General features: G+C 72.5%; 18 protein-coding genes and 1 pseudogene. 11 read left to right on the top strand and 8 right to left on the bottom strand.

Annotated features, from left to right (window positions below; translation table 11 throughout):
* Window positions 1–13: 13 nt before the first annotated feature.
* Both CCZ36_RS30325 and CCZ36_RS30320 read right to left on the bottom strand, forming a co-directional pair.
* Window positions 14–1,357 carry a M20/M25/M40 family metallo-hydrolase gene (locus CCZ36_RS30325; protein ID WP_128819012.1) on the bottom strand — a complete coding sequence of 448 codons (1,344 nt, stop codon included), beginning with the start codon at window positions 1,355–1,357 and terminating at the stop codon, window positions 14–16.
* Window positions 1,350–2,183, bottom strand: coding sequence for a M55 family metallopeptidase (locus CCZ36_RS30320; protein WP_069737211.1), 834 nt, complete (start codon window positions 2,181–2,183; stop codon window positions 1,350–1,352). Before CCZ36_RS30320 ends, CCZ36_RS30325 begins: the two co-directional genes overlap by 8 nt.
* Before the next feature lie 159 nt (window positions 2,184–2,342).
* Here CCZ36_RS30320 and CCZ36_RS30315 point away from each other — a divergent pair, with 159 nt between their 5' ends.
* The gene (locus tag CCZ36_RS30315; RefSeq protein ID WP_069737212.1) at window positions 2,343–3,611 is read left to right on the top strand and encodes a pyroglutamyl peptidase; all 1,269 of its coding nucleotides are present in this window, start codon (window positions 2,343–2,345) and stop codon (window positions 3,609–3,611) included.
* 118 nt (window positions 3,612–3,729) lie between these two features.
* Window positions 3,730–3,941 (top strand): annotated as a pseudogene (locus tag CCZ36_RS30310) (allantoin permease); the annotation flags it as partial.
* A gap of 6 nt (window positions 3,942–3,947) precedes the next feature.
* On the opposite strand, the gene CCZ36_RS30305 reads toward CCZ36_RS30310, so the two are convergent.
* The gene (locus tag CCZ36_RS30305; protein ID WP_128819011.1) at window positions 3,948–4,952 is read right to left on the bottom strand and encodes an aldo/keto reductase; all 1,005 of its coding nucleotides are present in this window, start codon (window positions 4,950–4,952) and stop codon (window positions 3,948–3,950) included.
* A gap of 117 nt (window positions 4,953–5,069) precedes the next feature.
* Between CCZ36_RS30305 and CCZ36_RS30300 the strand changes: the two genes are divergently transcribed.
* Entirely contained in the window at window positions 5,070–5,981 is a 912-nt protein-coding gene (locus tag CCZ36_RS30300) for a LysR family transcriptional regulator (protein WP_069737214.1), read from the top strand.
* Window positions 5,982–6,008: 27 nt separating this feature from the next.
* Here the strand turns inward: CCZ36_RS30300 and CCZ36_RS30295 are convergent, their stop codons facing one another.
* The 3 genes from CCZ36_RS30295 to CCZ36_RS30285 form a co-directional block, all read right to left on the bottom strand.
* The gene (locus CCZ36_RS30295; RefSeq protein WP_128819010.1) at window positions 6,009–8,477 is read right to left on the bottom strand and encodes an MFS transporter; all 2,469 of its coding nucleotides are present in this window, start codon (window positions 8,475–8,477) and stop codon (window positions 6,009–6,011) included.
* A 218-nt stretch (window positions 8,478–8,695) separates the two neighbouring features.
* On the bottom strand, window positions 8,696–9,139 hold the full coding sequence (locus tag CCZ36_RS30290; RefSeq protein ID WP_069737216.1) for an SRPBCC family protein: 444 nt from the start codon (window positions 9,137–9,139) through the stop codon (window positions 8,696–8,698).
* An 87-nt stretch (window positions 9,140–9,226) separates the two neighbouring features.
* The gene (locus CCZ36_RS30285) at window positions 9,227–9,619 is read right to left on the bottom strand and encodes a VOC family protein (RefSeq protein ID WP_069742286.1); all 393 of its coding nucleotides are present in this window, start codon (window positions 9,617–9,619) and stop codon (window positions 9,227–9,229) included.
* Window positions 9,620–9,744: 125 nt separating this feature from the next.
* Between CCZ36_RS30285 and CCZ36_RS30280 the strand changes: the two genes are divergently transcribed.
* Both CCZ36_RS30280 and CCZ36_RS30275 read left to right on the top strand, forming a co-directional pair.
* Window positions 9,745–10,776, top strand: a complete 1,032-nt coding sequence (locus tag CCZ36_RS30280) for an Rv2578c family radical SAM protein (RefSeq protein ID WP_128819009.1) — start codon at window positions 9,745–9,747, stop codon at window positions 10,774–10,776.
* A 155-nt stretch (window positions 10,777–10,931) separates the two neighbouring features.
* Window positions 10,932–12,518 (top strand): alpha/beta hydrolase, encoded by a 1,587-nt coding sequence (locus CCZ36_RS30275; RefSeq protein WP_128819008.1) that lies wholly within the window; start codon window positions 10,932–10,934, stop codon window positions 12,516–12,518.
* Window positions 12,519–12,920: 402 nt separating this feature from the next.
* On the opposite strand, the gene CCZ36_RS30265 is transcribed toward CCZ36_RS30275, so the two are convergent.
* Window positions 12,921–13,505 (bottom strand): adenylosuccinate lyase, encoded by a 585-nt coding sequence (locus CCZ36_RS30265; protein ID WP_069737278.1) that lies wholly within the window; start codon window positions 13,503–13,505, stop codon window positions 12,921–12,923.
* Window positions 13,506–13,865: 360 nt separating this feature from the next.
* On the opposite strand from CCZ36_RS30265, the gene CCZ36_RS30260 reads away from it, so the two are divergent.
* Both CCZ36_RS30260 and CCZ36_RS30255 read left to right on the top strand, forming a co-directional pair.
* Window positions 13,866–15,647: a 3-hydroxyacyl-CoA dehydrogenase family protein gene (locus tag CCZ36_RS30260; RefSeq protein WP_069737219.1), complete on the top strand. Its 1,782-nt coding sequence runs from the start codon at window positions 13,866–13,868 to the stop codon at window positions 15,645–15,647.
* Between the two features lie 91 nt (window positions 15,648–15,738).
* On the top strand, window positions 15,739–16,554 hold the full coding sequence (locus tag CCZ36_RS30255; RefSeq protein ID WP_128819007.1) for a TetR family transcriptional regulator: 816 nt from the start codon (window positions 15,739–15,741) through the stop codon (window positions 16,552–16,554).
* Here the strand turns inward: CCZ36_RS30255 and CCZ36_RS30250 are convergent.
* Window positions 16,541–17,320, bottom strand: coding sequence for a restriction endonuclease (locus CCZ36_RS30250; protein WP_069737220.1), 780 nt, complete (start codon window positions 17,318–17,320; stop codon window positions 16,541–16,543). The two genes, CCZ36_RS30255 and CCZ36_RS30250, sit on opposite strands and share 14 nt — an antisense overlap.
* A gap of 153 nt (window positions 17,321–17,473) precedes the next feature.
* On the opposite strand from CCZ36_RS30250, the gene CCZ36_RS30245 reads away from it, so the two are divergent.
* The 4 genes from CCZ36_RS30245 (at window position 17,474) to CCZ36_RS30230 (ending at window position 22,956) form a co-directional block, all read left to right on the top strand.
* Window positions 17,474–18,271: a GNAT family N-acetyltransferase gene (locus CCZ36_RS30245; protein ID WP_128819006.1), complete on the top strand. Its 798-nt coding sequence runs from the start codon at window positions 17,474–17,476 to the stop codon at window positions 18,269–18,271.
* A 354-nt stretch (window positions 18,272–18,625) separates the two neighbouring features.
* Window positions 18,626–19,963, top strand: coding sequence for a crotonyl-CoA carboxylase/reductase (ccrA, locus tag CCZ36_RS30240; protein ID WP_069737222.1), 1,338 nt, complete (start codon window positions 18,626–18,628; stop codon window positions 19,961–19,963).
* Between the two features lie 9 nt (window positions 19,964–19,972).
* On the top strand, window positions 19,973–21,985 hold the full coding sequence (locus tag CCZ36_RS30235; RefSeq protein WP_128819005.1) for a protein meaA: 2,013 nt from the start codon (window positions 19,973–19,975) through the stop codon (window positions 21,983–21,985).
* Window positions 21,982–22,956, top strand: a complete 975-nt coding sequence (locus tag CCZ36_RS30230; RefSeq protein WP_065476817.1) for an HpcH/HpaI aldolase/citrate lyase family protein — start codon at window positions 21,982–21,984, stop codon at window positions 22,954–22,956. Before CCZ36_RS30235 ends, CCZ36_RS30230 begins: the two co-directional genes overlap by 4 nt.

Below are 22,956 nucleotides of genomic sequence, written 5' to 3'. Positions count from 1 at the left end.
GGTCGGCAGGCGGTCAGGCGGTGCGCAGGTAGTGGTCGAGGACGCGGACCCCGAAGTGGAGGGCGTCGACGGGCACGCGCTCGTCGACACCGTGGAAGAGCCGCTGGTAGTCGAAGCCGACGGGGAGCTTCAGCGGGGTGAAGCCGTAGCCGGTGATGCCGAGGCGGGCGAACTGCTTGGCGTCGGTGCCGCCCGACATGCAGTACGGGACGGTGTGCGCGTCCGGGGCGAACCGCTCGACGGCGGCGCGCAGCTTGGCGTACGTCGGGGAGTCGACCGGGGCCGTCAGGGCCGTCTCACGGTGGTAGAACTCCCAGTCGACGAGCGGCCCGGTGAGCCGGTCCAGGGTGGCGTGGAACTCCTCGTCGCCGCCGGGGACCATGCGCCCGTCGACGTAGGCGGTGGCGTGGCCGGGGATGACGTTGACCTTGTAACCGGCGTCCAGCATCGTCGGGTTGCTGCTGTTGCGGATGGTGTTCTCGACGAGGGAGGCGGCCGGGCCGAGCTTGCCGAGGAGCTGGGCGACGTCGAAGCCGGGGTCGTCGAGGTCTGCGGTGATGCCGTGCAGCGCGGCGATCTCGGTGATCGCGGCGCGGACGGTCGGGGTGAGGCGGATGGGCCACTCGTGCTCGCCGATCCGGGCGACGGCGGCGGCCAGCGCACTCACCGCGTTCTCCCGGTTGACCTTGGAGCCGTGCCCGGCCCGGCCCCCGGCGGTCAGCTTCAGCCAGCCGGTGCCGCGCTCGCCCGCCGCGATCGGGTACAGCGCGAGGCCGTCGCCCGCGTGGAAGGTGAAGGCCCCGGACTCGCTGATCCCCTCCGTGCAGCCCTCGAACAGGTCGGCGTGCCGCTCGGCGAGGAAGCCGGAGCCGTCGACGGCGCTGTCCTCCTCGTCGGCGGTGAAGGCGATGACGATGTCGCGCGCCGGGCGGAAGCCCTCGCGGGCCCAGCCCCGGACGACGGAGAGGACCATCGCGTCCATGTTCTTCATGTCGACGGCGCCCCTCCCCCACACGACCCCGTCGCGCACCTCGCCGGAGAAGGGGTGCACGCTCCAGTCGGCGGGTTCGGCGGGCACCACGTCGAGGTGGCCGTGGACGAGCAGCGCGTCGGCGGAGGGGTCGGTGCCGGGGATCCGGGCGACCACGTTGGTCCGACCGGGGGTGCGCTCCAGCAGCGTCGGCTCGATCCCGGCGTCCGCGAGCCGTTCGGCCACGTACTCGGCGGCCGGGCGCTCCTGGCAGTCGCCGCCGCCCCGGTTGGTGGTGTCGATGCGGATCAGCCCGGAGGTGAACGCCACCACTTCGTCGAGGGCCTGCCGGTCCACGGGTCCGAGCAGGTCGGGGGCCTCAGCCATACTGTTCCTCCACGGCGGCCGACACGATCGTCGTCACCGCCTTGAACGTGCGGATTCCTTCGTACATCGTCGCGCTGGTGTACGCGACGCGCCTCTCGCCGCTCGGCGCCACGCCGGGAACCACGGTCGCCGCCGCCGCCAGGTGCTCGGCGTCGAACTCCAGCTCCACGGTGAACGCGGAGCCGGTGACGGGGTCCCGGCGGCCCGCGAGCGCGGTGGCCGCTTTCGCCGCCGCCCTGATGTCGGCGGCGGTACGGGCCGGGGTGCGGCAGACCGCCGCGTACCGGGAGACGTAGTCCTTCACGGCGACCTTCCGGGCGTCGGGGGCGTACCCCTCGGCGTCCACGCAGGTCAGGTCGTCGCCGGTGACGAGGACGACGGGTACCCCGTACTCGGCGGCGACGTGCGCGTTGAGCAGACCCTCGCTGGCCCGTACGCCGTTCAGCCAGACGCCGGTGATGGAGTTGGCGAGGTAGGTGTGGGCGAGGACGCCCTCGGTGCCGGCCCCGGTGTGGTAGCCGACGAAAGCCACCGCGTCCACGTCGCCGTGCTGGATGCCCTCCACCATGGACAGCGACTTGTGCTTGCCGGTCAGCATCTGAACGCGTTCGTCCATGTGCTCCAGCAGCAGGTTGCGCATCGACCAGTGGGCCTCGTTCACCAGGACCTCGTCGGCGCCGCCGTCGTAGAAGCCGAGCGCGGCGGCGTTCACGTCCGAGGTGAACATCGACCGGCAGCGCTCCCACTGCGGGGTCCCCGGCAGCACGTCGGCCGGCCAGGTGACTCCGGTGGCGCCTTCCATGTCGGCGCTGATGAGGATCTTCATGCCGCCACACCGTACGCCCCGTGAGCGGCGCGGGCCAGGGAGGCCCTGGGGTCCGGTCCGCTGAAGGGGGTGAGCCCGGCGCGGCGAGTGCCCTATGGCATCGCCTCGGGCCGTGCCGCGATACTGCGGGCCCCACCCGGTGGAACGAAAGGGACCCGTGTGACCCACCAACTCCCCGCAACGGCCCGGATCGGTCTCGGCGGCATGGCGCTGCTGCTCGTCCTGGCGGGCTCCGCCCTGCCCGCCGCCGCCTCCCCCGCGGACACCTCCCGCACCCCCGTGGAGGCGACCGTCGAGGAGCGGCGCCTCGACCGGGCCGCCCCGCGGGAGATCCTGCGGCGCAGCGGATTCGACCACTTCGCCCCGCGCTTCGAGCAGGCCCTGAAGCACGCGAAGAGCTATGCGCAGGCCGAGCGCACCGTGACCCGCCACGCCTCGGAGCTGTGGCGGCGCGCCGTGGACCGGGCCCAGGGGCGAGGGCCCGCCACGGGCGACCTGAGCCGGGGCGACGACCGCCCGCTGTACTGGGCCCGGCTCGCGCTCAGCCGCGAACTGCGCGCCTGGACGCCCCGGTTCGACCTCGACGACCGGCGGCGCGAAACCCTGCGCTCCGCCCTGGAGACCGCGTCGCGCGGCCAGAGCGACCTCCACTACCGGGGTCACCGGACGAAGCGGGTCCTGGTCACCGGATTCGACCCGTTCACGCTGGACCGGGACGTCCGGATCGGCAACCCCTCAGGGGCGAGCGCGCTCGCCCTGGACGGAACCCTGGTGCGGACGCCCGACGGGCCGGCCCGCATCGAGACCGTCGTCTTCCCGGTGCGCTGGGCGGACTTCGCCGAGGGCGCTGTCGAGCGGGCCCTCGCCCGGCACCTGCCGCATCTGGACCTGTTCACCACGGTCAGCCAGGGCCGCCAGGGCCGCTTCGACGTGGAGCGCACCAACGGAGCCTGGCGCGGTGGCTTCGCCGACAACGAGAACACCTCCAGCACCGGGCTCGTCCCCGTCGCCGACCCGGCCACACAGCCGCAGTGGACGTCCACGACCCTCCCCTACCGGCAGCTCACCGAGGCCGACACGGGCCGCTTCCCGGTGTACGACAACACCGAGGTCACCGAGATACCGGCGGGCGGCACCCAGCCCGTGACCAGGCCCGACGGCCCCACCCCGGGCTCGGCGGCGCGGGCCGGGGGCGGCGGTGACTACCTTTCCAACGAGATCGCCTACCGGGTCACCCTGCTGCGCGACCGGCTCCGTCTGCCGGGGTTGCCGGGTGGCCATCTGCACACCCCGGTCCTCCGGTTCGGCGCGGAGAACACGGACCCGCAGACGGGCACGGTCACCGACCCGGACTTCGAGCGCAACCGCGCCGACATCGTGGACCAGGTCAGGGAGCTGGTGCGGACGGCGGTGACGGCCACCGGCTGAGCGGCGCGGCGGCCGGAGGGGCGCGTGCGGCGGCTCGCGGGCGGGCGTCGCGGCCCGCCGGGGCGAACACTGTGAACGCCATGCGCGCGGGGGTTCTCCCCCGGGTGCGGCGCTTCCCGGTATCCCGGTGCCGCTGCTGGACGCCGGGGGCAACCCGGGCGCGGTCACGTACGACTGCCATGTCTGCGGGCAGACCTTCGAGCGCCCGGACCTGACCTGACGGCCTGCCCGGCCCACGACGCCGTGGTGTGCTCACTGTGGCTGAGTACGGACAAGGAGGGCGGCCATGTCCGGCCGGCCGCACCGCCCGTCCCGCTCTCCGGCGCCTGATCCGCGTCAGGCGGCCTTCGCGTCCCGCAGCGACTCCTCGATCCGGGACAGCTCGTCCTCGGTGAAGTCCAGGTTCCGGACGGCCTCGACGCTGTTCTCCAACTGGGCCACGCTGCTCGCGCCGACGACGGCGGAGGTGAGCCGGCCGCCGCGCAGCACCCACGCCAGGGCGAGCTGCGCGAGCGACTGGCCCCGCTCCTTCGCCAGCGCGTCCAGCGCGCGCAGCCGCTCCAGCAGCTGCGGGGTGACCGCGTCGGCGGACAGGAAGGGGCTCGCGCCCGCCGCCCGGGACCCGGCCGGAATGCCGTCGAGGTACCGGTCGGTGAGGATGCCCTGTTCCAGCGGCGAGTAGGCGATGGACCCGACGCCCAGCTCGTCCAGAACGTCCGGCAGCCCGTCGGCCTCGATGCGGCGGTCGAGCATCGAGTAGCGGGGCTGGTGGATGAGGAGCGGGGTGCCGAGGTCCTTCAGGATCGCGGCGGCCTCACGGGTCTGCGCGGCGGAGTAGTTGGACAGGCCGACGTAGAGGGCCTTGCCCTGCCGTACGGCGGAGTCGAGCGCACCCATCGTCTCTTCCAGCGGGGTGTCCGGGTCGGGGCGGTGGGAGTAGAAGATGTCGACGTACTCGACGCCGAGGCGCTGCAGGCTCCGGTCGAGCGAGGAGCGCAGGTACTTCCTCGACCCCCACTCCCCGTACGGTCCCTCCCACATGTGGTAGCCGGCCTTGGTGGAGATGACGATCTCGTCGCGCAGACGGGCGAAGTCGGTCGCCAGGGCGCGGCCCAGGGTCTCCTCGGCGGAGCCGGGCGGCGGGCCGTAGTTGTTGGCCAGGTCGAAGTGGGTGATGCCGAGGTCGAAGGCGCGGCGCAGGATGGCGCCCTGCGTCTCGGGCGCCCTGTCTCCCCCGAAGTTGTGCCAGAGGCCGAGGGAGAGCGCGGGCAGCAGCAGACCGCTGCGGCCGGTGCGCCGGTAGGGCATGGCGGCGTAACGGTCGGGGGACGGCAGGTACATGGGCAGGCTCCGCTGGAGAGATCCGGGGACTGAGGGGGACGGCTCCAGGCTTCCGCAGATCGATCCAGCAGTCCAACAGGAGATTCCGCTCGGATTCATCGCCTACATTGCTCAATCATGGAACTGCGTCAGCTGGAGCACTTCGTCGCCGTGGCGGAGGAGCAGCACTTCACCCGCGCCGCCGAGCGCCTCGCCGTCTCGCAGTCCGGGCTCTCCGCCTCCGTACGAGCCCTGGAGCAGGAGCTGCGGACCCCGTTGTTCAGCCGCACCACGCGGACGGTGCGGCTCACCGAGGCGGGGCGCGCGCTGCTGGTGGAGGCGGAGCGCACGCTGGCCGGGGCGCGGGCGGCACGGGACGCGGTCGATGCCGTACGGGGGCTGCTGCGCGGGACGCTGACGGTGGGGGTCGAGCAGTGCGTCGCCGGGGTGAGCCCGGCGCGGCTGCTGGCGGCGTTCCACCGGGAGCACCCGCAGATGGAGCTGCGCCTGCGTCAGGAGGGGACCAGCAGTCTGCTGGACGGGGTGGCGGGCGGGCGGCTCGACCTGGCGTTCGCGGCGACGGTCAGCCCGGCGGAGTGGCGCGGGGAGCTGGTGCCGCTGGCCCGGGAGCCGATGGTGCTGCTGTGCGCGGCGGGGCACCCGTTCGCGGGGCGGGCCGAGGTGGGGTGGGAGGAGCTGCCGGGGGCGTCGTTCATCGACTTCCATCCGGACTGGGGGCCGCGCCGGGCCGCCGACGAGGCGTTCGCGACGGCGGGGGCGCGGCGGACGGTGGGCCTTGAGGTCAACGATGTGCACAGCCTGCTGGAGCTGGTGCAGGAGGGGCTGGGGATCGCGGTGGTGCCGCACCACTTCTCGCGCAAGCCGGAGGCGGCGCGACTGGTCGCGGTGGAGCTGGCGGGTCCGCACCGGCCGGTGTACGAGAGCGTGGTGGTGCTGCCGGGGGCGCGGAGCCTGAGCCCCGGGGCTCGGTCGTTGATGCGGCTGGTGCGGGAGGACCCGGTACGGGAGCCGACGCGGGCTCGGTCCTGAAGCCCGCCGGCCCCCGTCCCGTGCGCCTCAGTCCTCGTGGCCCAGTTGGAGGTCGCGCTCGGTCCGGCCGCCGCCCGCGACCTGGAGGACGGTGGCGACCGGCGGGTATCCGGCGGCGATCACGGTGTACTCGCCGGACGACAGATCGACGAACCGGAACGAGCCGTCGGAGCCGGTCGTGAGGGTGTCCACCACATGGCCCGCCGCGTCGAGCAGCGTGACCCGGGCGTCCTCGACGGGCCGTCCACCGGTGGCCCGGACCACGCCGCGCAGGACGGCCCCGCCCGCCAGCTCGATGTCCTGCCGGGTCTCCCGGGCGGCCTGCACGCTGACCGGGAGGGCGGCGGGGCGGAAGGCGGGGGCGCTGGCGGCGAGGGTGTACTCGCCGGCGATCAGCTCGCCGATGACGTAGCCGCCCTCGCGGCCGGTGCGGGTTGAGGCGACGACCTCGCCGCGTACGTCGGTGAGGGTGACGGCCGCCTCGCGTACGGGGGCGCCGTCGGGGGTGAGCACGGATCCGGCGAGGCGTCCGGCGCCGCCGAGCACGACGTCCAGCTCGACGGGGCGCTCGCCCACGGTGACGCTGACGGCCTGCGGCTGGTGCCCTCCCGCGGCGGCGATCAGGACGTAGGAGCCGGCGCCGGGAACGCTCAGCGCGTACCGCCCGTCCTCACCGCTGGCCCCGCGCCCGATCTGCTGCCCCTGGACGTCGATGAGGGTGAGGGCGGCCCGGGGGACGGTCGTGCCGTCGGGGTGCTGGACGCAGCCGTGCACGGGGACGCCGGAGAGGTGGCCGGGGGCGGGGCGGCCGGAGTCGGCGCGGGCGGTCGGGATCTGCGCGGTGGGGGTCTCGGCGGCGGCTTCGGGGCTGTGGTGGGACACCAGCGGTTTCTCCTTGAGGAAGAAGGCGAGGATCAGGCCGAGCACGAGCACCGGCACGAGGTAGAGGAAGATGCGCGGCATCGCGTCGACGTACGCCTGGATGTAGGCGTCGCGCAGCGCGGGTTCCATCGCGTGGACGATCTGCGGGGTGATCGACTCGGGGTCGGGCAGCTCCGCTCCGGTGGGCAGCCGGACGCCGAGCGCGTCGGAGAGCCGCCCGGCGAACAGCGTGCCGAAGATCGCCGCGCCGACGCTGCCGCCGATCTGCCGGAAGTAGTTGTTGGCGCTGGTGGCGGTGCCGAGATCCGAGGGGCGTACGGAGTTCTGCACGGCGAGCACGAGGACGGACATCACCAGGCCGATGCCGAGGCCGAGGACGGCCTGGTAGAAGCTGTACGCCAGGGGGGAGGTGTCCGCCTCCAGCAGGGACAGCAGCCCCATGCCGACCACCGAGACGGCGCTGCCGACGATCGGGTAGATCCGGTAGCGGCCGGTGCGGGTGATGAGGTGGCCCGAGGCGATGGAGCCGCCGACGATGCCGAGCATCATCGGGAGCATCAGCAGCCCGGATTCGGTGGCGCTGACCCCGTCGACCATCTGGAGATAGGTCGGGAGGTAGCTGGCGGCTCCGAAGAGCGCGATGCCGACGACCGCGCCGACCAGGCCGGTGACGTTGAAGACGGAGTCGCGGAAGAGCCGTAGCGGAATGATCGGTTCTGCGGCGCGGTGCTCCACGGCGACGAAGAGCGCCGTCGTGACGACCGCGCCCGCCGCCAGACCCAGGATGGTGCGGGAGCCCCAGGCGTACTCGGTGCCGCCCCAACTGGTCACCAGCACCAGGCCGGTGGAGGCGGCGGCGAGGAGCGCCGCGCCCAGGACGTCGAGCCGGGGGCGTACGGCGGGCCGGGGCAGCTTGAGGACGACCGCGATGACGGCGAGGGTGACCAGGCCGAAGGGGACGTTGATGTAGAAGCACCAGCGCCAGGAGGCGTGGTCGGTGAAGAACCCGCCGAGCAGGGGGCCGGCGACCGAGGCCAGGCCGAAGACCGCGCCGATGAGGCCCATGTAGCGGCCGCGTTCCCGGGCCGGGACGATGTCCGCGATGATCGCCTGGACGCCGATCATGAGACCGCCGCCGCCGATGCCCTGGATCGCCCGGAAGGCGATCAGTTCGTCCATGGTGCGCGACCAGCCCGCGAGGGCGGAGCCGATGATGAAGACGACGATGGCGAACTGGAAGACGCCCTTGCGGCCGAAGAGGTCGCCGAGCTTGCCGTAGAGGGGCAGGACGATGGTGGAGGCGAGGAGGTAGGCGGTGACCGCCCAGGACATCTTCTCCAGGCCGTGCAGCTCACCGACGATTCTGGGCAGGGCGGTGGCGACGATCATCTGGTCGAGCGCCGCGAGCAGCAGGGTGAGCATCAGCCCGAGGAAGACCATGCGGACCTTGCGGGGGCTGATCTCCACCGCCGCCCCGCCCGGCCCGGGTCCGACCGGAGGGGGTGGTGGGGGCGGTGCGGCGGTTTCGACGGTCGCCGCCGTGCCGTCCGGGTCCGTGCCGTCGGGTCCGGTACTGTCCGGCCCGTCCTTCACCAGCGTGATACCGCCCACCACGTAACGCTCCCCTCGTCGCACCTGCGCCGCCCATTTCTCGCACCGTGTGGCAAGGCGGGGCAAACGTGACGAGGGGCGTACGCGGCGCGCGCGGAGGGCTTATGCGCCGGTGGGAGCCGCTACGGCGCACAACCGGCCACCCGGGAAAACCACCCGTTCCGGTGAGGCCGGTCGGTGCGCGGAGGCCGGACGGACCGGCCCCCGATCGCCGGTGGCTCCTACTTCTCGACCTCGGTGGCGAGGTTCTGGAGCAGCTCGTCGTAGATGCGGGCGAGGCCCTTGGGGGCGAAGGTCCGCTCGAAGAACCCGCCGATGCCGCCCGCGCCGTCCCAGACCGTGACCACGACGGCCTTGGACCTTCCCTCACCGGCCGGGGTGACCGTCCAGGTGGTGACCATGGAGGAGTTGCGGTCCTTCTCGACGAGCTGCCCGTCGGTCGGCTCGCTGACCTCCAGCAGGCAGTCGCGGACGCGCTTGCTGGTCGCCTGGAGCTTCCAGTGCACAAGGGTGCCCTCGCCGTCGCCGCCCTCCCGGACCTCGTACTCGCTGAAGTGCCCGGTCAGCACCTTGCCGCGGACGTCCTTGTAGTCGGCCAGCGCGTCGAACACCGCCTCTGCGTCCGCCGCGATGATCCGCTCCGTGGTGGCCTCGACCTGCGCCATGGCTGTTCCTCCAGCAATCCGTGGTTCGGGGGGTGAGCTGAGCCAACCACCTCGGGCACGGCCGCTCAAAATCGGGGCCGGGCGGGGTCAGGGGCAGCGGGTCCCGAGGACGCAGAACTCGTTCCCTTCCGGGTCGGTGAGGACGACCCAGCCCGCCCCGTCCGGTGCGATGCCGGCGCGCCGGGCGCCGAGCGCGAGCAGTCGCTCCACCTCCTCGCCCTGCTCCCGGTCGGTGGGGTTCACGTCGATGTGCAGCCGGTTCTTGACGGTCTTGCCCTCGGGGACGCGCGCGAAGGTCAGCGTCGGCGGCACCGGCCCGGGGCGGCTCTTCCCCTCGGGCACCGCGGGCGAGCCGATGGCGACGACCTCCTCCCCCTCCTCCACGTCCTGCACCTCGTAGTCGAGGACCGCGCACCAGAAGCGGGCCAGGCCCATGGGGTCGGCGCAGTCGATCGCGAGCTCGGTGAACTTGCTGGCCATGGTCGGGGCCTCCCGGTCCGGTAGCGGCTCGTCCAGGGCCCACACGCTAGGGGGTTCCGGTCCGCCCCGCACGATCAAGGGAACATATGTTCTATTCTGCGGGGAGTGCTACCGAGGAGGCGTCCATGCGCTGGGACAATCTGGTCGAGAAGAACTCGACGACCGGGAACAGCGCGCTCTTCGCCGCGGACGCGGTGACCACGCGCACGTTCGACACCCCGGAGTTCCGGGGGATCACCTTCCACGAGATCCGGGCCCGTTCGATCCTGAACCGGGTGCCGGGGGCCTCGCGGATGCCGTTCGAATGGACGGTGAACCCGTACCGGGGCTGCACGCACGCCTGCGTGTACTGCTTCGCCCGCAAGACCCACAGCTATCTGGACCTGGACACCGGGACCGGCTTCGACTCGCAGATCGTCGTCAAGATCAACGCCGCCGAGCTGCTCCAGCGCGAACTGGCCTCCCGGCACTGGCGGGGCGAGCACGTCGCCATGGGCACGAACGTCGACTGCTACCAGCGGGCGGAGGGACGATACCGGCTCATGCCGGGCATCATCACCGCCCTGCGCGACCGGGCCAACCCGTTCTCCATCCTGACCAAGGGCACGCTGATCCTGCGGGACCTGGAGCTGTTGCGGCAGGCCGCCGAGGTCACCGAGATCGGCGTCTCGGTCTCCGTGGGCTTCACCGACCGGGAGCTGTGGCGGACGGTCGAGCCGGGCACCCCCTCCCCCGAACGCCGGCTGGACGTGGTGCGCGCCCTCACTGACGCCGGGATCGGCTGCTCGGTCCTGATGGCCCCGGTCATCCCGTTCCTCGGCGACCGCCGGGAGCAGCTGCGCGCCACGGTCGCGGCCGTCGCGGAGGCGGGGGCCGCCTCGGTGACCCCGCTGGTCCTGCACCTGCGCCCCGGCGCGCGCGAGTGGTATTTCCACTGGCTGGGGCAGCACCACCCGCATCTGGTGGAGCGCTACGAGCGGATGTACGCGGGCGGGGCGTACGCCCCCACCTGGTACCAGCGCCGGATCACCCGTCAGGTGCACGAGCTGGCGGACGAGTTCGGGATCGGTCCGGCGCACCGGGGCGAGGCCCGCCGGATCGCCCAGGCCCCGGCCGCCGCACCGGAGCCGGGCCCGACCCAGCTGACCCTGCTCTGAAAGCCGTCCGAGGGTCGCGGTGGGGTCCGGAGGGGCCGATGGCGTGACCGTACGGGGCGACTCCGCGCGGAACGGACCCTTCCGCGAGGGAATTCGGGGAGCATGCGGCGGGGACCGGTGATCCGGCGCCGCGTCCCGCCACTCCGGGAGGCCCCATGACGAAACGTGCAGGAATTCTGGTCGCCGTCGGCGCGACCGTCGCCGGTCTGCTGACCGCCGCGCCCGGCCCGGCCGCCGCCACCCCGGCGAGCACGCCGCCCGCCCCGAAGCCGAAGTGGACCGACTGTCCGACCGAGAGCTACCCGACGCTCCAGTGCGCGAAGGTCCGCGCCCCGCTGGACCACCGCCGCCCCTCGGGCCGTCAGATCACGCTCGCCCTCTCCCGCGTCCCGCACACCGCGAAGACCTTCCAGGGCCCGCTGCTGGTCAACCCGGGCGGCCCGGGCGGCAGCGGTCTGTCGATGGCCGGGTTCGTGGCGTCCTCACTGCCGAAGAAGGTGGCCGCGCAGTACGACGTGATCGGCTTCGACCCGCGCGGCGTCGGCAGGAGCACGCCCGCTCTGAACTGCCTGCCCGGCCACTTCGATCCGGTGCGCCCGGACTCGGTGCCGACGTCCTACCGCGCGGAGCGGACGAACCGCGACCGCGCCGAGTCCTTCGCCCGGGCCTGCGGCGAGAAGCACGGCGATGTGCTGCCGTACATGGACACGGTCAGCGCGGCCAAGGACCTGGACGTGATCCGCCGGGCGCTGGGCTCCCGGCAGCTCAACTACTTCGGCTACTCCTACGGCACCTATCTCGGCGCGGTCTACGCCAAGCTGTTCCCGGAGCGGGTGCGCCGCCTGGTACTGGACTCGGTCGTCGACCCGGACGGCGTCTGGTACGAGGGCAACCTCGGCCAGGACTACGCCTTCGACGACCGGCACAAGGCCTTCGCCGCCTGGGTCGCGAAGAACGACGCCGCGTACGGTCTGGGCACCGACCCGGCGGCGGTCGAGGCCGCCTGGTACCGGATGCGGGCGGACGTGGCGCGGAAGCCCGCGGGCGGCACGGTCGGCGCGAGCGAGCTGGAGGACGCCTTCCTGCCCGGCGGCTATTACAACGGCTACTGGCCCTACCTCGCCGAGGCGTTCGCCGCGTATGTGAAGGACCGGGACGCCGAGGCGCTGGTCGAGGTGTACGAGAACTTCGGCGCGGTCGACGCGAGCGGCGACAACGGCTACTCGGTCTACACGGCCGTCCAGTGCCGTGACGCCGGCTGGCCCGAGCACTGGAGCACCTGGCGCAACGACAGCCGCCGGATCCACCGGAAGGCGCCGTTCATGACCTGGAACAACACCTGGTACAACGCGCCGTGCGCGAACTGGCCGGTGCCTCCGCTGCGACCCCTCCCGGTGAACAACCGGCAGCTGCCCCCGGCGCTCATCCTCCAGGCCACGGACGACGCGGCGACCCCGTACGGCGGCGCGGTCAGCATGCACCGCAAGCTCAAGGGCTCCAGCCTCGTCGTGGAGGAGGGCGGCGGCAACCACGGCATCACGCTGAGCGGCAACGACTGCCTGGACAAGCATCTGACGGCCTATCTGACCGACGGCACGGTGCCGCGCGGGCGGGGCGAGGCGGACGCGGTCTGCGCCGCCCTGCCGGAGCCGAAGCCGCTGCCCGCCCAGAAGGCGGCGGCCCAGTCGGTGGACAACAGCAAGGGCAGCCGGCTGCACGGCCTGCTGGGCTTCCGCCCCTGAGCCGGACGGCCGCCCGCGCTCTCCACGACACGGGGTGCGCGGGCGGCCCGGCGCAGGTATGTCGGGGAACGCGGCGAAGCCGTGAACGTCGTCGCCGAACGGCCCGACGGGACCGTCGCCGGCCGGGCCCGCGTCGGCCCCCACCGCGCCGAGGACCACGCGCTCCCCGGCTGCGAGCTCTCCGCGATCTACGTCCTGCCCGATCACATCGGGACCGGGACCGGGCGCGCCCTACGGCCCGGGCCACCGCCGCGGGCCACGCGGACATGGCGCCGCGGGTGCTCCGGGAGAACGCCCCGGCGCGCCGGTTCCACGAGCGGGCCGGATGCCGGGCGGACGGCGGCGAGGACACCTTCTTGGCGGGCGGGACCCTGGTGACGGAAGTGCGCTGCGTCCGCCCGCTCACTCCCCCGGCAGCCGGCTGAGCGCCGCCGCCGCCGCCGCGCCGAGCCGTGGATGCGGGAGGGCGGCCGTGAGGACCGGGCGGGCCTGTTCGTCGGCGAGCCGGCCGAGGCCCTCGACGCAGGCCAGGGCGACGCGCCAGTGGGGTTCGCCCGGGGCCAGCAGGCGTTGCAGGGTGGCGACGAGGGCGGGCACCGACTCGGGGGCCCGCAGGTCGGTGAGCAGGCGCACCGGGTGCAGGGCGTAGGCGGTACGCAGGGCGTTGGTGGCGAGCGCGGCGGCGGCCCGGGGCGTGCGGGGGTCGCTCAGGCGGGCCAGGGCGTGGGCGGCGGAGACGCAGCGTTCGGGGTCACGGTGGTTGAGCAGGAGCACCAGCGTCTCGAACGCCCGCCGGTCGCCCGCGCAGCCGAGCCGGAAGGCGGCTATCTCGCGCGCCCACAGCGGCTGGTGCGGCTCGACCAGGACCCGGGCCAGCTCCTCGGGGTCCTCGGCGGCGACGAGCCGGGCGTACCGCGGCGATCCGGCCGCCTCGCACTCCAGCCGGTCCACGAGCGAACGGAACTCCTCGTCCATGACGTCATCCATGACGCTCAGCGTATCGACGGACACGCTCCGTGCGGGGCGGGACGGCCGAGCCCGTGTGGCCCAGGGCACACGAACCCAGGGGTGGCGCGCTCGTTACTCGCCGGTTAATCTCATCTGAGCGGGGCACACTCCCCGCAGACTCCGGTGGCCTGGTGACGCAGCCACCCGGAGTGCCTGTCGGTTCGGCTTTACGTGCGACGCGACTCCGGGACAGAGTCCGTCACCCCTCACGGTCGGGCGCGCGCTCCTCGCGCCTCGGCCCCGCGCTCCACGACACGCAGCTTCCGTACGCCACGCGCCGCTCCCTCATCGCCGCGCGCGCTGTGCTCCCACAGTCGTCACTCACCCTGGAGTCCCGTGATGGACACCCCTCTCTCCACCATCGCCGTCGTCGGCCTCGGCACCATGGGCACCGGCATCGCCGAGGTCCTGGCCCTGGCGGGCCGCGAGGTCATCGGCATCGACATCAGCGAGGCGGCCGCCCTCGGAGCCGTCGCCTCCCTCGAAGCGTCCACCGCACGGGCCGCGGGCCGCGGGCGGATCACCGAGGAGGAGCGGGCCGCCGCGCTGACCCGCTTCCGTACCGCGGACAACCTCCGGGCCGCAGCCGATGCCGAGCTGGTCATCGAAGTGGTGCCGGAGTCGTACGAGATCAAGCAGCAGGTGTTCCGGGAGCTGGACGCGATCGTCTCCCCCACCGCGATCCTGGCGACCGGCACCAACGCGCTGTCGGTGACCCGGCTGGCCGCCGAGTCGCAGCACCCCGAGCGCGTGCTCGGCCTGCACTTCTTCAACCCGGCCCCCGCGATGAAGCTGGTCGAGGTGGTCTCCTCGGTGCTGACGGCGCCGCCCGCCGTCGAGGCCGTCACCCGGCTCGCCCGGGAGCTGGGCAAGGAGCCCGTCGCGGTCGGCGACCGGCCGGGGTTCGTCGCGGACGGGCTGCTCTTCGGCTACCTCAACCAGGCCGCCGCGATGTACGAGGCGAACTACGCGTCGCGCGAGGACATCGACGCCGCGATGAAGCTGGGCTGCGGGCTGCCGATGGGTCCGCTCGCCCTGCTGGACCTGATCGGGATCGACACCGCGCGTACGGTCCTGGAGGCCATGTACGCCGAGTCCCGCGACCGGCTGCACGCCCCGGCCCCGATCCTCGGGCAGCTCAGCAGCGCGGGCCTGACCGGCCGGAAGGCCGGGCGCGGCTTCTACACGTACGACGCCCCGGGCGGCCAGGACGTGGTGCCCGACGCGCTGACCCCGGCGCCGGGCGCCGAGGCGGGCGCGGGGCGAGCGGTGGCGTCGGTGGGTGTCGCGGGCTCCGGCACCATGGCGTCCGGGATCGCCGAGGTCTTCGCGAAGGCCGGTTACGACGTGGTGCTGGCGGCCAGGACCCAGGAGAAGGCGGACCTCGCCAAGGGGCGGATCGCGAAGTCCCTGGAGCGCTCGGTGTCCAAGGGGCGGCTCAGCGCCGAGGCCCGGGACGAGACGCTGGCGCGGATCACGGCGGCCGGTTCGCTGGACGCGTTCGCCGAGGTCGACCTCGCCGTCGAGGCGGTCGCCGAGGACCTGGAGGTCAAGCAGCAGCTGTTCGCCGCCCTGGACAAGGTCTGCCGTCCCGGCGCGGTGCTCGCCACCACCACCTCCTCGCTGCCGGTCGTCGCGATCGCCCGGGCGACGGCTCGCCCCGAGGACGTCATCGGGATGCACTTCTTCAACCCGGCGCCCGCGATGAAGCTGGTCGAGGTGGTCCGTACCGTCCTGACCGCCGACGACGTGCACGCCACGGTCCGCGCGGTCTGCGGAAAGATCCGCAAGCACCCGGTGGACTGCGGGGACCGGGCCGGGTTCATCGTGAACGCGCTGCTGTTCCCGTACCTCAACAACGCGATCAAGATGGTCGAGGAGCACTACGCCTCGCTGGACGACATCGACGCGGCGATGAAGCTGGGCGGCGGCTACCCGATGGGCCCGTTCGAACTGCTCGACGTGGTCGGCCTGGACGTCTCGCTGGCCATCGAGAAGGTTCTGCACCAGGAGTTCCGCGACCCGGGCCTGGCACCCGCGCCGCTGCTGGAGCATCTGGTCGCCGCGGGCTGCCTCGGCCGCAAGACGGGGCGCGGCTTCCGCGAATATGCCCGTCGCTGACCCGGGAGCCGGGTGGGGCGGGCTGCTGGGACCCTCCGGCGGCCCGCCCCCGCAGGCGCGCTCTCCTGCACCGATGCGTTACGTTCATGCCATGTCCCAGCCCGCCAAGTCACCCCGTGCCACCGCCGCGACCGACGCCCCGGAGACCACCGCGGGGACGCGGGCGGCCGCCCAACGGCTCAAGATGCGCCGCGATCTGGCCGCCGCCGCGATGGAACTCTTCGCCACGAAGGGGTACGAGGCGACGACGGTCGACGAGATCGCGGGCGCCGCGGGCGTGGCCCGCCGGACCTTCTTCCGCCACTTCCGCTCCAAGGAAGAGGCCATCTTCCCGGACCACGACGACACCCTCGTCAGGGCCGAGGCCGTCCTGAACGCCGCCCCCGCGCACGAGCACCCGCTCGACACGGTCTGCCGCGGCATCAAGGAAGTCATGAAGATGTACGCGGCCAAGCCCGCCGTCTCCGTGGCCCGTTACAAACTGACCCGTGAGGTGCCGACCCTCCGGGAGGCCGAGATCGCGTCGGTGGCCCGCTACGAGCGGCTGTTCACCCGCTATCTCCTGGGCCACTTCGACGAGCGCGACCACCATGTGGGCAACGACGACCCGCTGCTCGCGGAGGTCGCCGCGTCCGCCGTCGTCACCGCGCACAACCACGTGCTGCGCCGCTGGCTGCGGGCGGGCGGCCAGGGTGATGTGGAGGCCCAGCTCGACCGTGCCTTCGCCATCGTGCGCGACACCTTCGGGACGGGCATCGGGGCCGGCCGGACCGCCCAGGCCGAGCCCGAGCGCGCCCCGGCCGCTTCGGTGACCGCGGACGGCGAGGTGCTGGTCGCGGTGGCGCGGACGGACGCCCCGCTGGACGAGGTCATGCGGACGATCCAGCAGGCGCTCAAGGACCGCTGACCTCGGCGTCCGGCTGCCCGGCGGGGGCCGCGGCCTCCCAGGGCGGGGGCGCACCGCCCTCGCTCCAGGCGGCCAGCTCCTCGGGGCCGTAGCAGAGGATGGCGCACTGCTCGGCGTAGTCGAGGGCGGGTTCGGTGAAGCCGCCGGTGGAGACGACGAGCGCCACGTCCGCCGCGTGCACCGCGTAGCAGGTGCCGCCGAACCGCTGGAGGTCCTGGGAGCCGGCCCGGCTCGTAGGACCGTAGCGCTTGCACTGGATGACGACGCGGCGGCCGTCCGGGGTGGTGCCCAGCACGTCGGCGCCCAGGTCCCCCGCGCCGCCCACCACCTCGGCGTCGGCGCAGCCGTCGCGGCGGCACAGTCCGGCGACGGCCTCCTCGAAGGCGTACGGGTCGAGTCGGGCGTAGTCGACGGGGCGGTCGGCCGGCTCCGGGGCGGCGGGAGGGACTTCGGCACGGGCCGCCTCGGCCGCGTCCAGCTCCGCGAGGCCCTCGTCGACGATGTCGTACGCGGCCTCGGTGACAGCCGCCGCGACCCGGCGGGCGCGCCGGCGGCGGAGCAGCAGGACGGCGAGGGCGGGCAGCGAGAGGACCACGATCACGGCGAAGGCCGGGTGGCGGGCGGCGCTCTCCCAGACCGCCCGCAGCGCCAGCCCGCCGCCCGCGACGAGCAGGGCGAGCAGCGCGAAGCCGAAGGAGGTGCGCCGGAGATCGAAGGAGGCACGCCCCTGCCGGTCGCCCCGTCTGCGGCGGATCGGTATCGCCATCGGTGTCCCACCCCTGTCTCCTCGTCGTTTCAAGATCACTTGCTGTGGCACCGTGTGCCCCGTGCGGCGCGTTCGACGCGCGGCGGGGCACTGGGCGCGGGCGTCGGCCGAAATCCGCTGGTCCGCCGGACGCCGCCGTGCTGAGGTGCACGGATGCGACCCACCGAGATCCGCGACCTGTTCGACCGCGAGCTGCGGGAGCACGCCCGCCCGGACGGACCCGGCGTACGCGTCGAACGCTCCGGCCCCCTGGTCCGCCAGGTGGGCGGGCCCGACGACTGGAACGGGGTGGTCTGGTCCGAGCCGGGCCTGGACGCCGAAGGGGCCGACGCGGCGATCGCGGCCCAGATCGCCCACTGGGACGGGCTCGACCACGAGGCGTTCGAATGGAAGCTCTACTCCCATGACGGCCCAGGCGACCTGGGCGAGCGGCTGCGGGCCGCGGGATTCGCGGCCGAGCCGTCGGAGACGCTGCTGGTCGCCCCGGTCGAGTCGCTGACCGGGCTGCCCGGGGCGCACCCTCCGACGGGGGTCGAGCTGCGGGCGGTGACCGACGCGGCGGGGGTGGAGCTGGTGGCGCTGGCCCATGAGCGGGCGTTCGGCACGGACGCGGGCCGGCTGCGCCACCAGGTGCTGACACGGCTGGAACAGGCCCCGGACGACTTCGTGGCCCTCGTGGCGTCGGCCGACGGCGAACCGGTCGGCTCGGCCCGGATGGAGCTGTACCCGGGGACGGCCTTCGCGGGGCTCTGGGGCGGCGGCACGGTCGCGGAGTGGCGGGGCAGGGGCGTCTACCGGGCTCTGGTGGCGCACCGGGCCCGGATCGCCGCCGAGCGCGGCTACCGCTACCTCCAGGTCGACGCGACCGACATGTCCGCCCCGATCCTGCGCCGGCTGGGCTTCACGGCGCTCGGGACCACGACGCCGTATGTGTACCGCCGGGCCCGCTGACCGCCTGCCAGCAGGACAGAACGGCTCGTAACGCCCATCGTGTTGCTCATGCGTGCCCACGAGATGACAAGTGAGAGAAATTGTTGGCACTGGGTGCCTTGTCAGGTGTCACGGAGTGCCATACGTTGAAGGTGTCCGGGCGGCCGGCGTGCTGAGAACTCACACGTGCGCCGGCTGTCCCCGCAACCACCGTGCTGCGCGCCCGGACGCCTGCGTCACAGGCACCTTCTGCTCCACCGAGCAAAGCCAGCTCCACCTGCCGAACCGACGGCAACACCTCCACACCGCACCGCTCCCCCTGCCAGCAGGGCCCCTCAAGCGTTCCCTCGACGCCGCATCACCGGAGGCAACACCGTGAAGGAAATCCTGGACGCGATCCAGTCGCAGGACAGCACGGCCGCGGACTTCGCGGCCCTGTCCCTCCCCGAGTCCTACCGCGCCATCACCGTGCACAAGGACGAGGCGGAGATGTTCGCCGGTCTCGAATCCCGCGACAAGGACCCCCGCAAGTCGATCCACCTCGACGACGTCCCGGTCCCCGAACTCGGCCCCGGCGAGGCCCTCGTCGCCGTGATGGCCAGCTCGGTGAACTACAACTCCGTCTGGACCTCGATCTTCGAGCCGGTCTCGACGTTCAACTTCCTGGAGCGGTACGGCAAGCTCAGCGAGCTCACCAAGCGCCACGACCTGCCGTACCACGTCATCGGCTCCGACCTGGCGGGCGTCGTCCTGCGCACCGGGCCCGGCGTGAACGCCTGGAACCCGGGCGACGAGGTCGTCGCGCACTGCCTCTCGGTCGAGCTGGAGTCCTCCGACGGCCACAACGACACGATGCTCGACCCCGAGCAGCGCATCTGGGGCTTCGAGACGAACTTCGGCGGCCTGGCGGAGATCGCCCTCGTCAAGTCCAACCAGCTGATGCCCAAGCCCCAGCACCTCAGCTGGGAGGAGGCCGCCGCTCCGGGCCTGGTCAACTCGACCGCGTACCGCCAGCTCGTCTCGCGCAACGGCGCGGGCATGAAGCAGGGCGACAACGTGCTGATCTGGGGCGCCAGCGGCGGGCTCGGCTCCTACGCCACCCAGTTCGCCCTCGCCGGCGGCGCCAACCCGATCTGTGTCGTCTCCTCCCCCGAGAAGGCCGAGATCTGCCGGTCGATGGGCGCGGAGGCGGTCATCGACCGCAACGCCGAGGGCTACAAGTTCTGGAAGGACGAGCGCACCCAGGACCCGAAGGAGTGGAAGCGCTTCGGCAAGCGCATCCGCGAGTTCACCGGCGGCGAGGACATCGACATCGTCTTCGAGCACCCCGGGCGCGAGACCTTCGGCGCGTCTGTCTACGTCACCCGCAAGGGCGGCACCATCACCACCTGCGCCTCCACCTCGGGCTACATGCACGAGTACGACAACCGCTACCTGTGGATGTCCCTCAAGCGCATCATCGGCTCCCACTTCGCCAACTACCGCGAGGCCTGGGAGGCCAACCGCCTCATCGCCAAGGGCAAGATCCACCCCACGCTCTCCAAGACGTACTCCCTGGAGGACACCGGGCAGGCCGCGTACGACGTCCACCGCAACCTCCACCAGGGCAAGGTCGGCGTCCTCGCCCTGGCCCCCCGCGAGGGTCTGGGCGTGCGCGACCAGGAAATGCGCGAGCAGCACATCGACGCCATCAACCGCTTCCGCAACGTCTGAGGTTCCCCGATGAACGAACGTCAGAAGGACCGGCCCTGGCTCATGCGGACGTACGCCGGTCACTCGACCGCCGAGGCGTCCAACGAGCTGTACCGCCGCAACCTCGCCAAGGGCCAGACGGGTCTCTCGGTCGCCTTCGATCTGCCCACGCAGACCGGATACGACCCGGACCACATCCTCGCCCGCGGCGAGGTGGGCCGTGTCGGCGTTCCCGTCTCGCACCTCGGTGACATGCGGCGGCTGTTCCAGGACATCCCCCTGGAGCAGATGAACACCTCGATGACGATCAACGCGACCGCCATGTGGCTGCTGGCGCTCTACCAGGTGGTCGCGGAGGAGCAGGGGGCCGACACGGCCAAGCTCCAGGGAACGACGCAGAACGACATCGTGAAGGAGTACCTCTCGCGCGGGACGCACGTCTTCCCGCCGGTGCCCTCACTGCGGCTGACCACGGACATGATCACCTACACGGTCAACCGCATCCCCAAGTGGAACCCGATCAACATCTGCAGCTACCACCTCCAGGAGGCGGGGGCCACCCCGGTCCAGGAGATCGCGTACGCCATGTCGACCGCCATCGCGGTGCTCGACGCGGTCCGCGACTCGGGCCAGGTGCCCGAGGAGAAGTTCGGTGACGTGGTCGCCCGCATCTCGTTCTTCGTGAACGCGGGCGTCCGCTTCATCGAGGAGATGTGCAAGATGCGCGCCTTCGGCCGGATCTGGGACCGCGTCACCCGCGAGCGGTACGGCATCACCAACGCCAAGCAGCGCCGCTTCCGCTACGGCGTCCAGGTCAACTCCCTCGGCCTGACCGAGGCGCAGCCGGAGAACAACGTCCAGCGCATCGTGCTGGAGATGCTGGCCGTCACCCTCTCCAAGGACGCCCGCGCCCGCGCCGTGCAGCTGCCGGCCTGGAACGAGGCGCTGGGGCTCCCCCGCCCCTGGGACCAGCAGTGGTCGCTGCGGATCCAGCAGGTGCTGGCGCACGAGAGCGATCTGCTGGAGTACGAGGACATCTTCGCCGGTTCGCACGTCATCGAGGCCAAGGTGGAGACCCTGGTCGAGGAGTCGCTGGCGGAGATCGACCGGATCCAGCAGATGGGCGGCGCGATGGCGGCCGTCGAGTCCGGCTACCTCAAGTCCGAGCTGGTCTCCTCGCACGCGGCCCGGCGGGCCCGGATCGAGGCGGGCGACGAGAAGATCGTCGGCGTCAACATCTACGAGTCCACCGAGCCCAACCCGCTCACCTCCGACCTCGACGGCGCGATCATGACCGTCGACCCCGAGAACGAGGCCCGGGTCGTGGCCGCCCTGCACGAGTGGCGGGACAACCGCGACGAGGCGCGGGCGTCGGAGGCCCTGGCCGCGCTGAAGAAGGCCGCGGCGGGCACCGAGAACATGATGGAGGCCACCGTCGAGTGCGCCCGGGCGGGCGTCACCACCGGCGAGTGGTCCTGGGCGCTGCGGGACGTCTTCGGCGAGTTCCGCGCGCCCACCGGGGTCTCCTCGGCCCCGGTCGCGGTCACCGCCGAGCCGGGCAGCACGCTCGCCCTGGTCCGCGAGAAGGTCACCCGGACCGCCGCCGACCTGGGTGTCGGGCGACTGCGTCTGCTGGTGGGCAAGCCAGGCCTGGACGGGCACTCCAACGGGGCCGAGCAGATCGCCGTACGGGCCAGGGACGCCGGGTTCGAGGTGGTCTACCAGGGGATCCGACTCACACCCGAGCAGATCACCGACGCGGCGCTCGCCGAGGACGTGCACTGCGTGGGCCTGTCCATCCTGTCCGGCTCGCACGCCGAGCTGGTCCCCGACGTGCTGCACCGGCTGCGCGAGGCCGGGGCGCCGGACATCCCGGTGATCGCGGGCGGCATCATCCCGCCGGCCGACGCCACCGCACTCATCGAAGCCGGAGTGGCCGCCGTCTTCACCCCGAAGGACTTCGGCATCACGGAGATCATCGGCCGTATCGTCGACGAGATCCGGAAAGCGAACAAGCTCGACCCTCTGGAGGTCCCCGCATGACCACGCCCACCCCCTCGGTCAACCGTCTGCGCCCGCGCCGTTCGTGTCTGGCCGTGCCGGGCTCCAACCCGCGCTTCCTGGAGAAGGCCCAGGGCCTCCCGGCCGACCAGGTCTTCCTGGACCTGGAGGACGCCTGCGCGCCGCTCGCCAAGGAGGGCGCCCGCCACCACATCGTGGACGCGCTGAACAACGGCGACTGGAGCGGCAAGACCCGGGTCGTGCGGGTCAACGACTGGACGACGCACTGGACGTACCGGGACGTCATCACGGTCGTCGAGGGCGCGGGCCCCAACCTCGACTGCATCATGCTGCCGAAGGTCCAGGACGCCCAGCAGGTCGTGGCGCTGGACCTGCTGCTGACCCAGATCGAGAAGACGATGGGCTTCGAGGTCGGGAAGATCGGCATCGAGGCGCAGATCGAGAACGCCAAGGGCCTGGTGAACATCGACGAGATCGCCCAGGCCTCGCCCCGCCTGGAGACGCTGATCTTCGGCCCGGCCGACTTCATGGCCTCGATCAACATGAAGACCCTCGTCGTCGGCCAGCAGCCGCCCGGCTACCCGGCGGACGCCTACCACTACATCCTGATGCGCATCCTGATGGCGGCCCGCAGCCACGACCTCCAGGCGATCGACGGCCCGTTCCTCCAGATCCGTGACGTGGACGCCTACCGCGAGGTGGCCGGCCGCGCCGCCGCCCTCGGCTTCGACGGCAAGTGGGTACTGCACCCGGGTCAGGTCGACGCGGCGAACGAGGTGTTCTCGCCCTCGCAGGAGGACTACGACCACGCCGAGCTGATCCTCGACGCCTACGACTGGTGCACCTCCGAGGAGGGCGGCAAGAAGGGCTCCGCGATGCTCGGCGACGAGATGATCGACGAGGCCAGCCGCAAGATGGCCCTGGTCATCGCGGGCAAGGGCCGGGCCGCCGGAATGCAGCGCACGTCCAAGTTCGAAGCCCCGGAGGCCTGA

It is taken from the genome of Streptomyces sp. S063 (assembly GCF_002832675.1).
GTDB lineage: Bacteria > Actinomycetota > Actinomycetes > Streptomycetales > Streptomycetaceae > Streptomyces > Streptomyces sindenensis.
The sequence above is the reverse complement of the archived record's forward strand: the minus strand, read 5'-3'. Positions and strand labels throughout refer to the sequence as shown.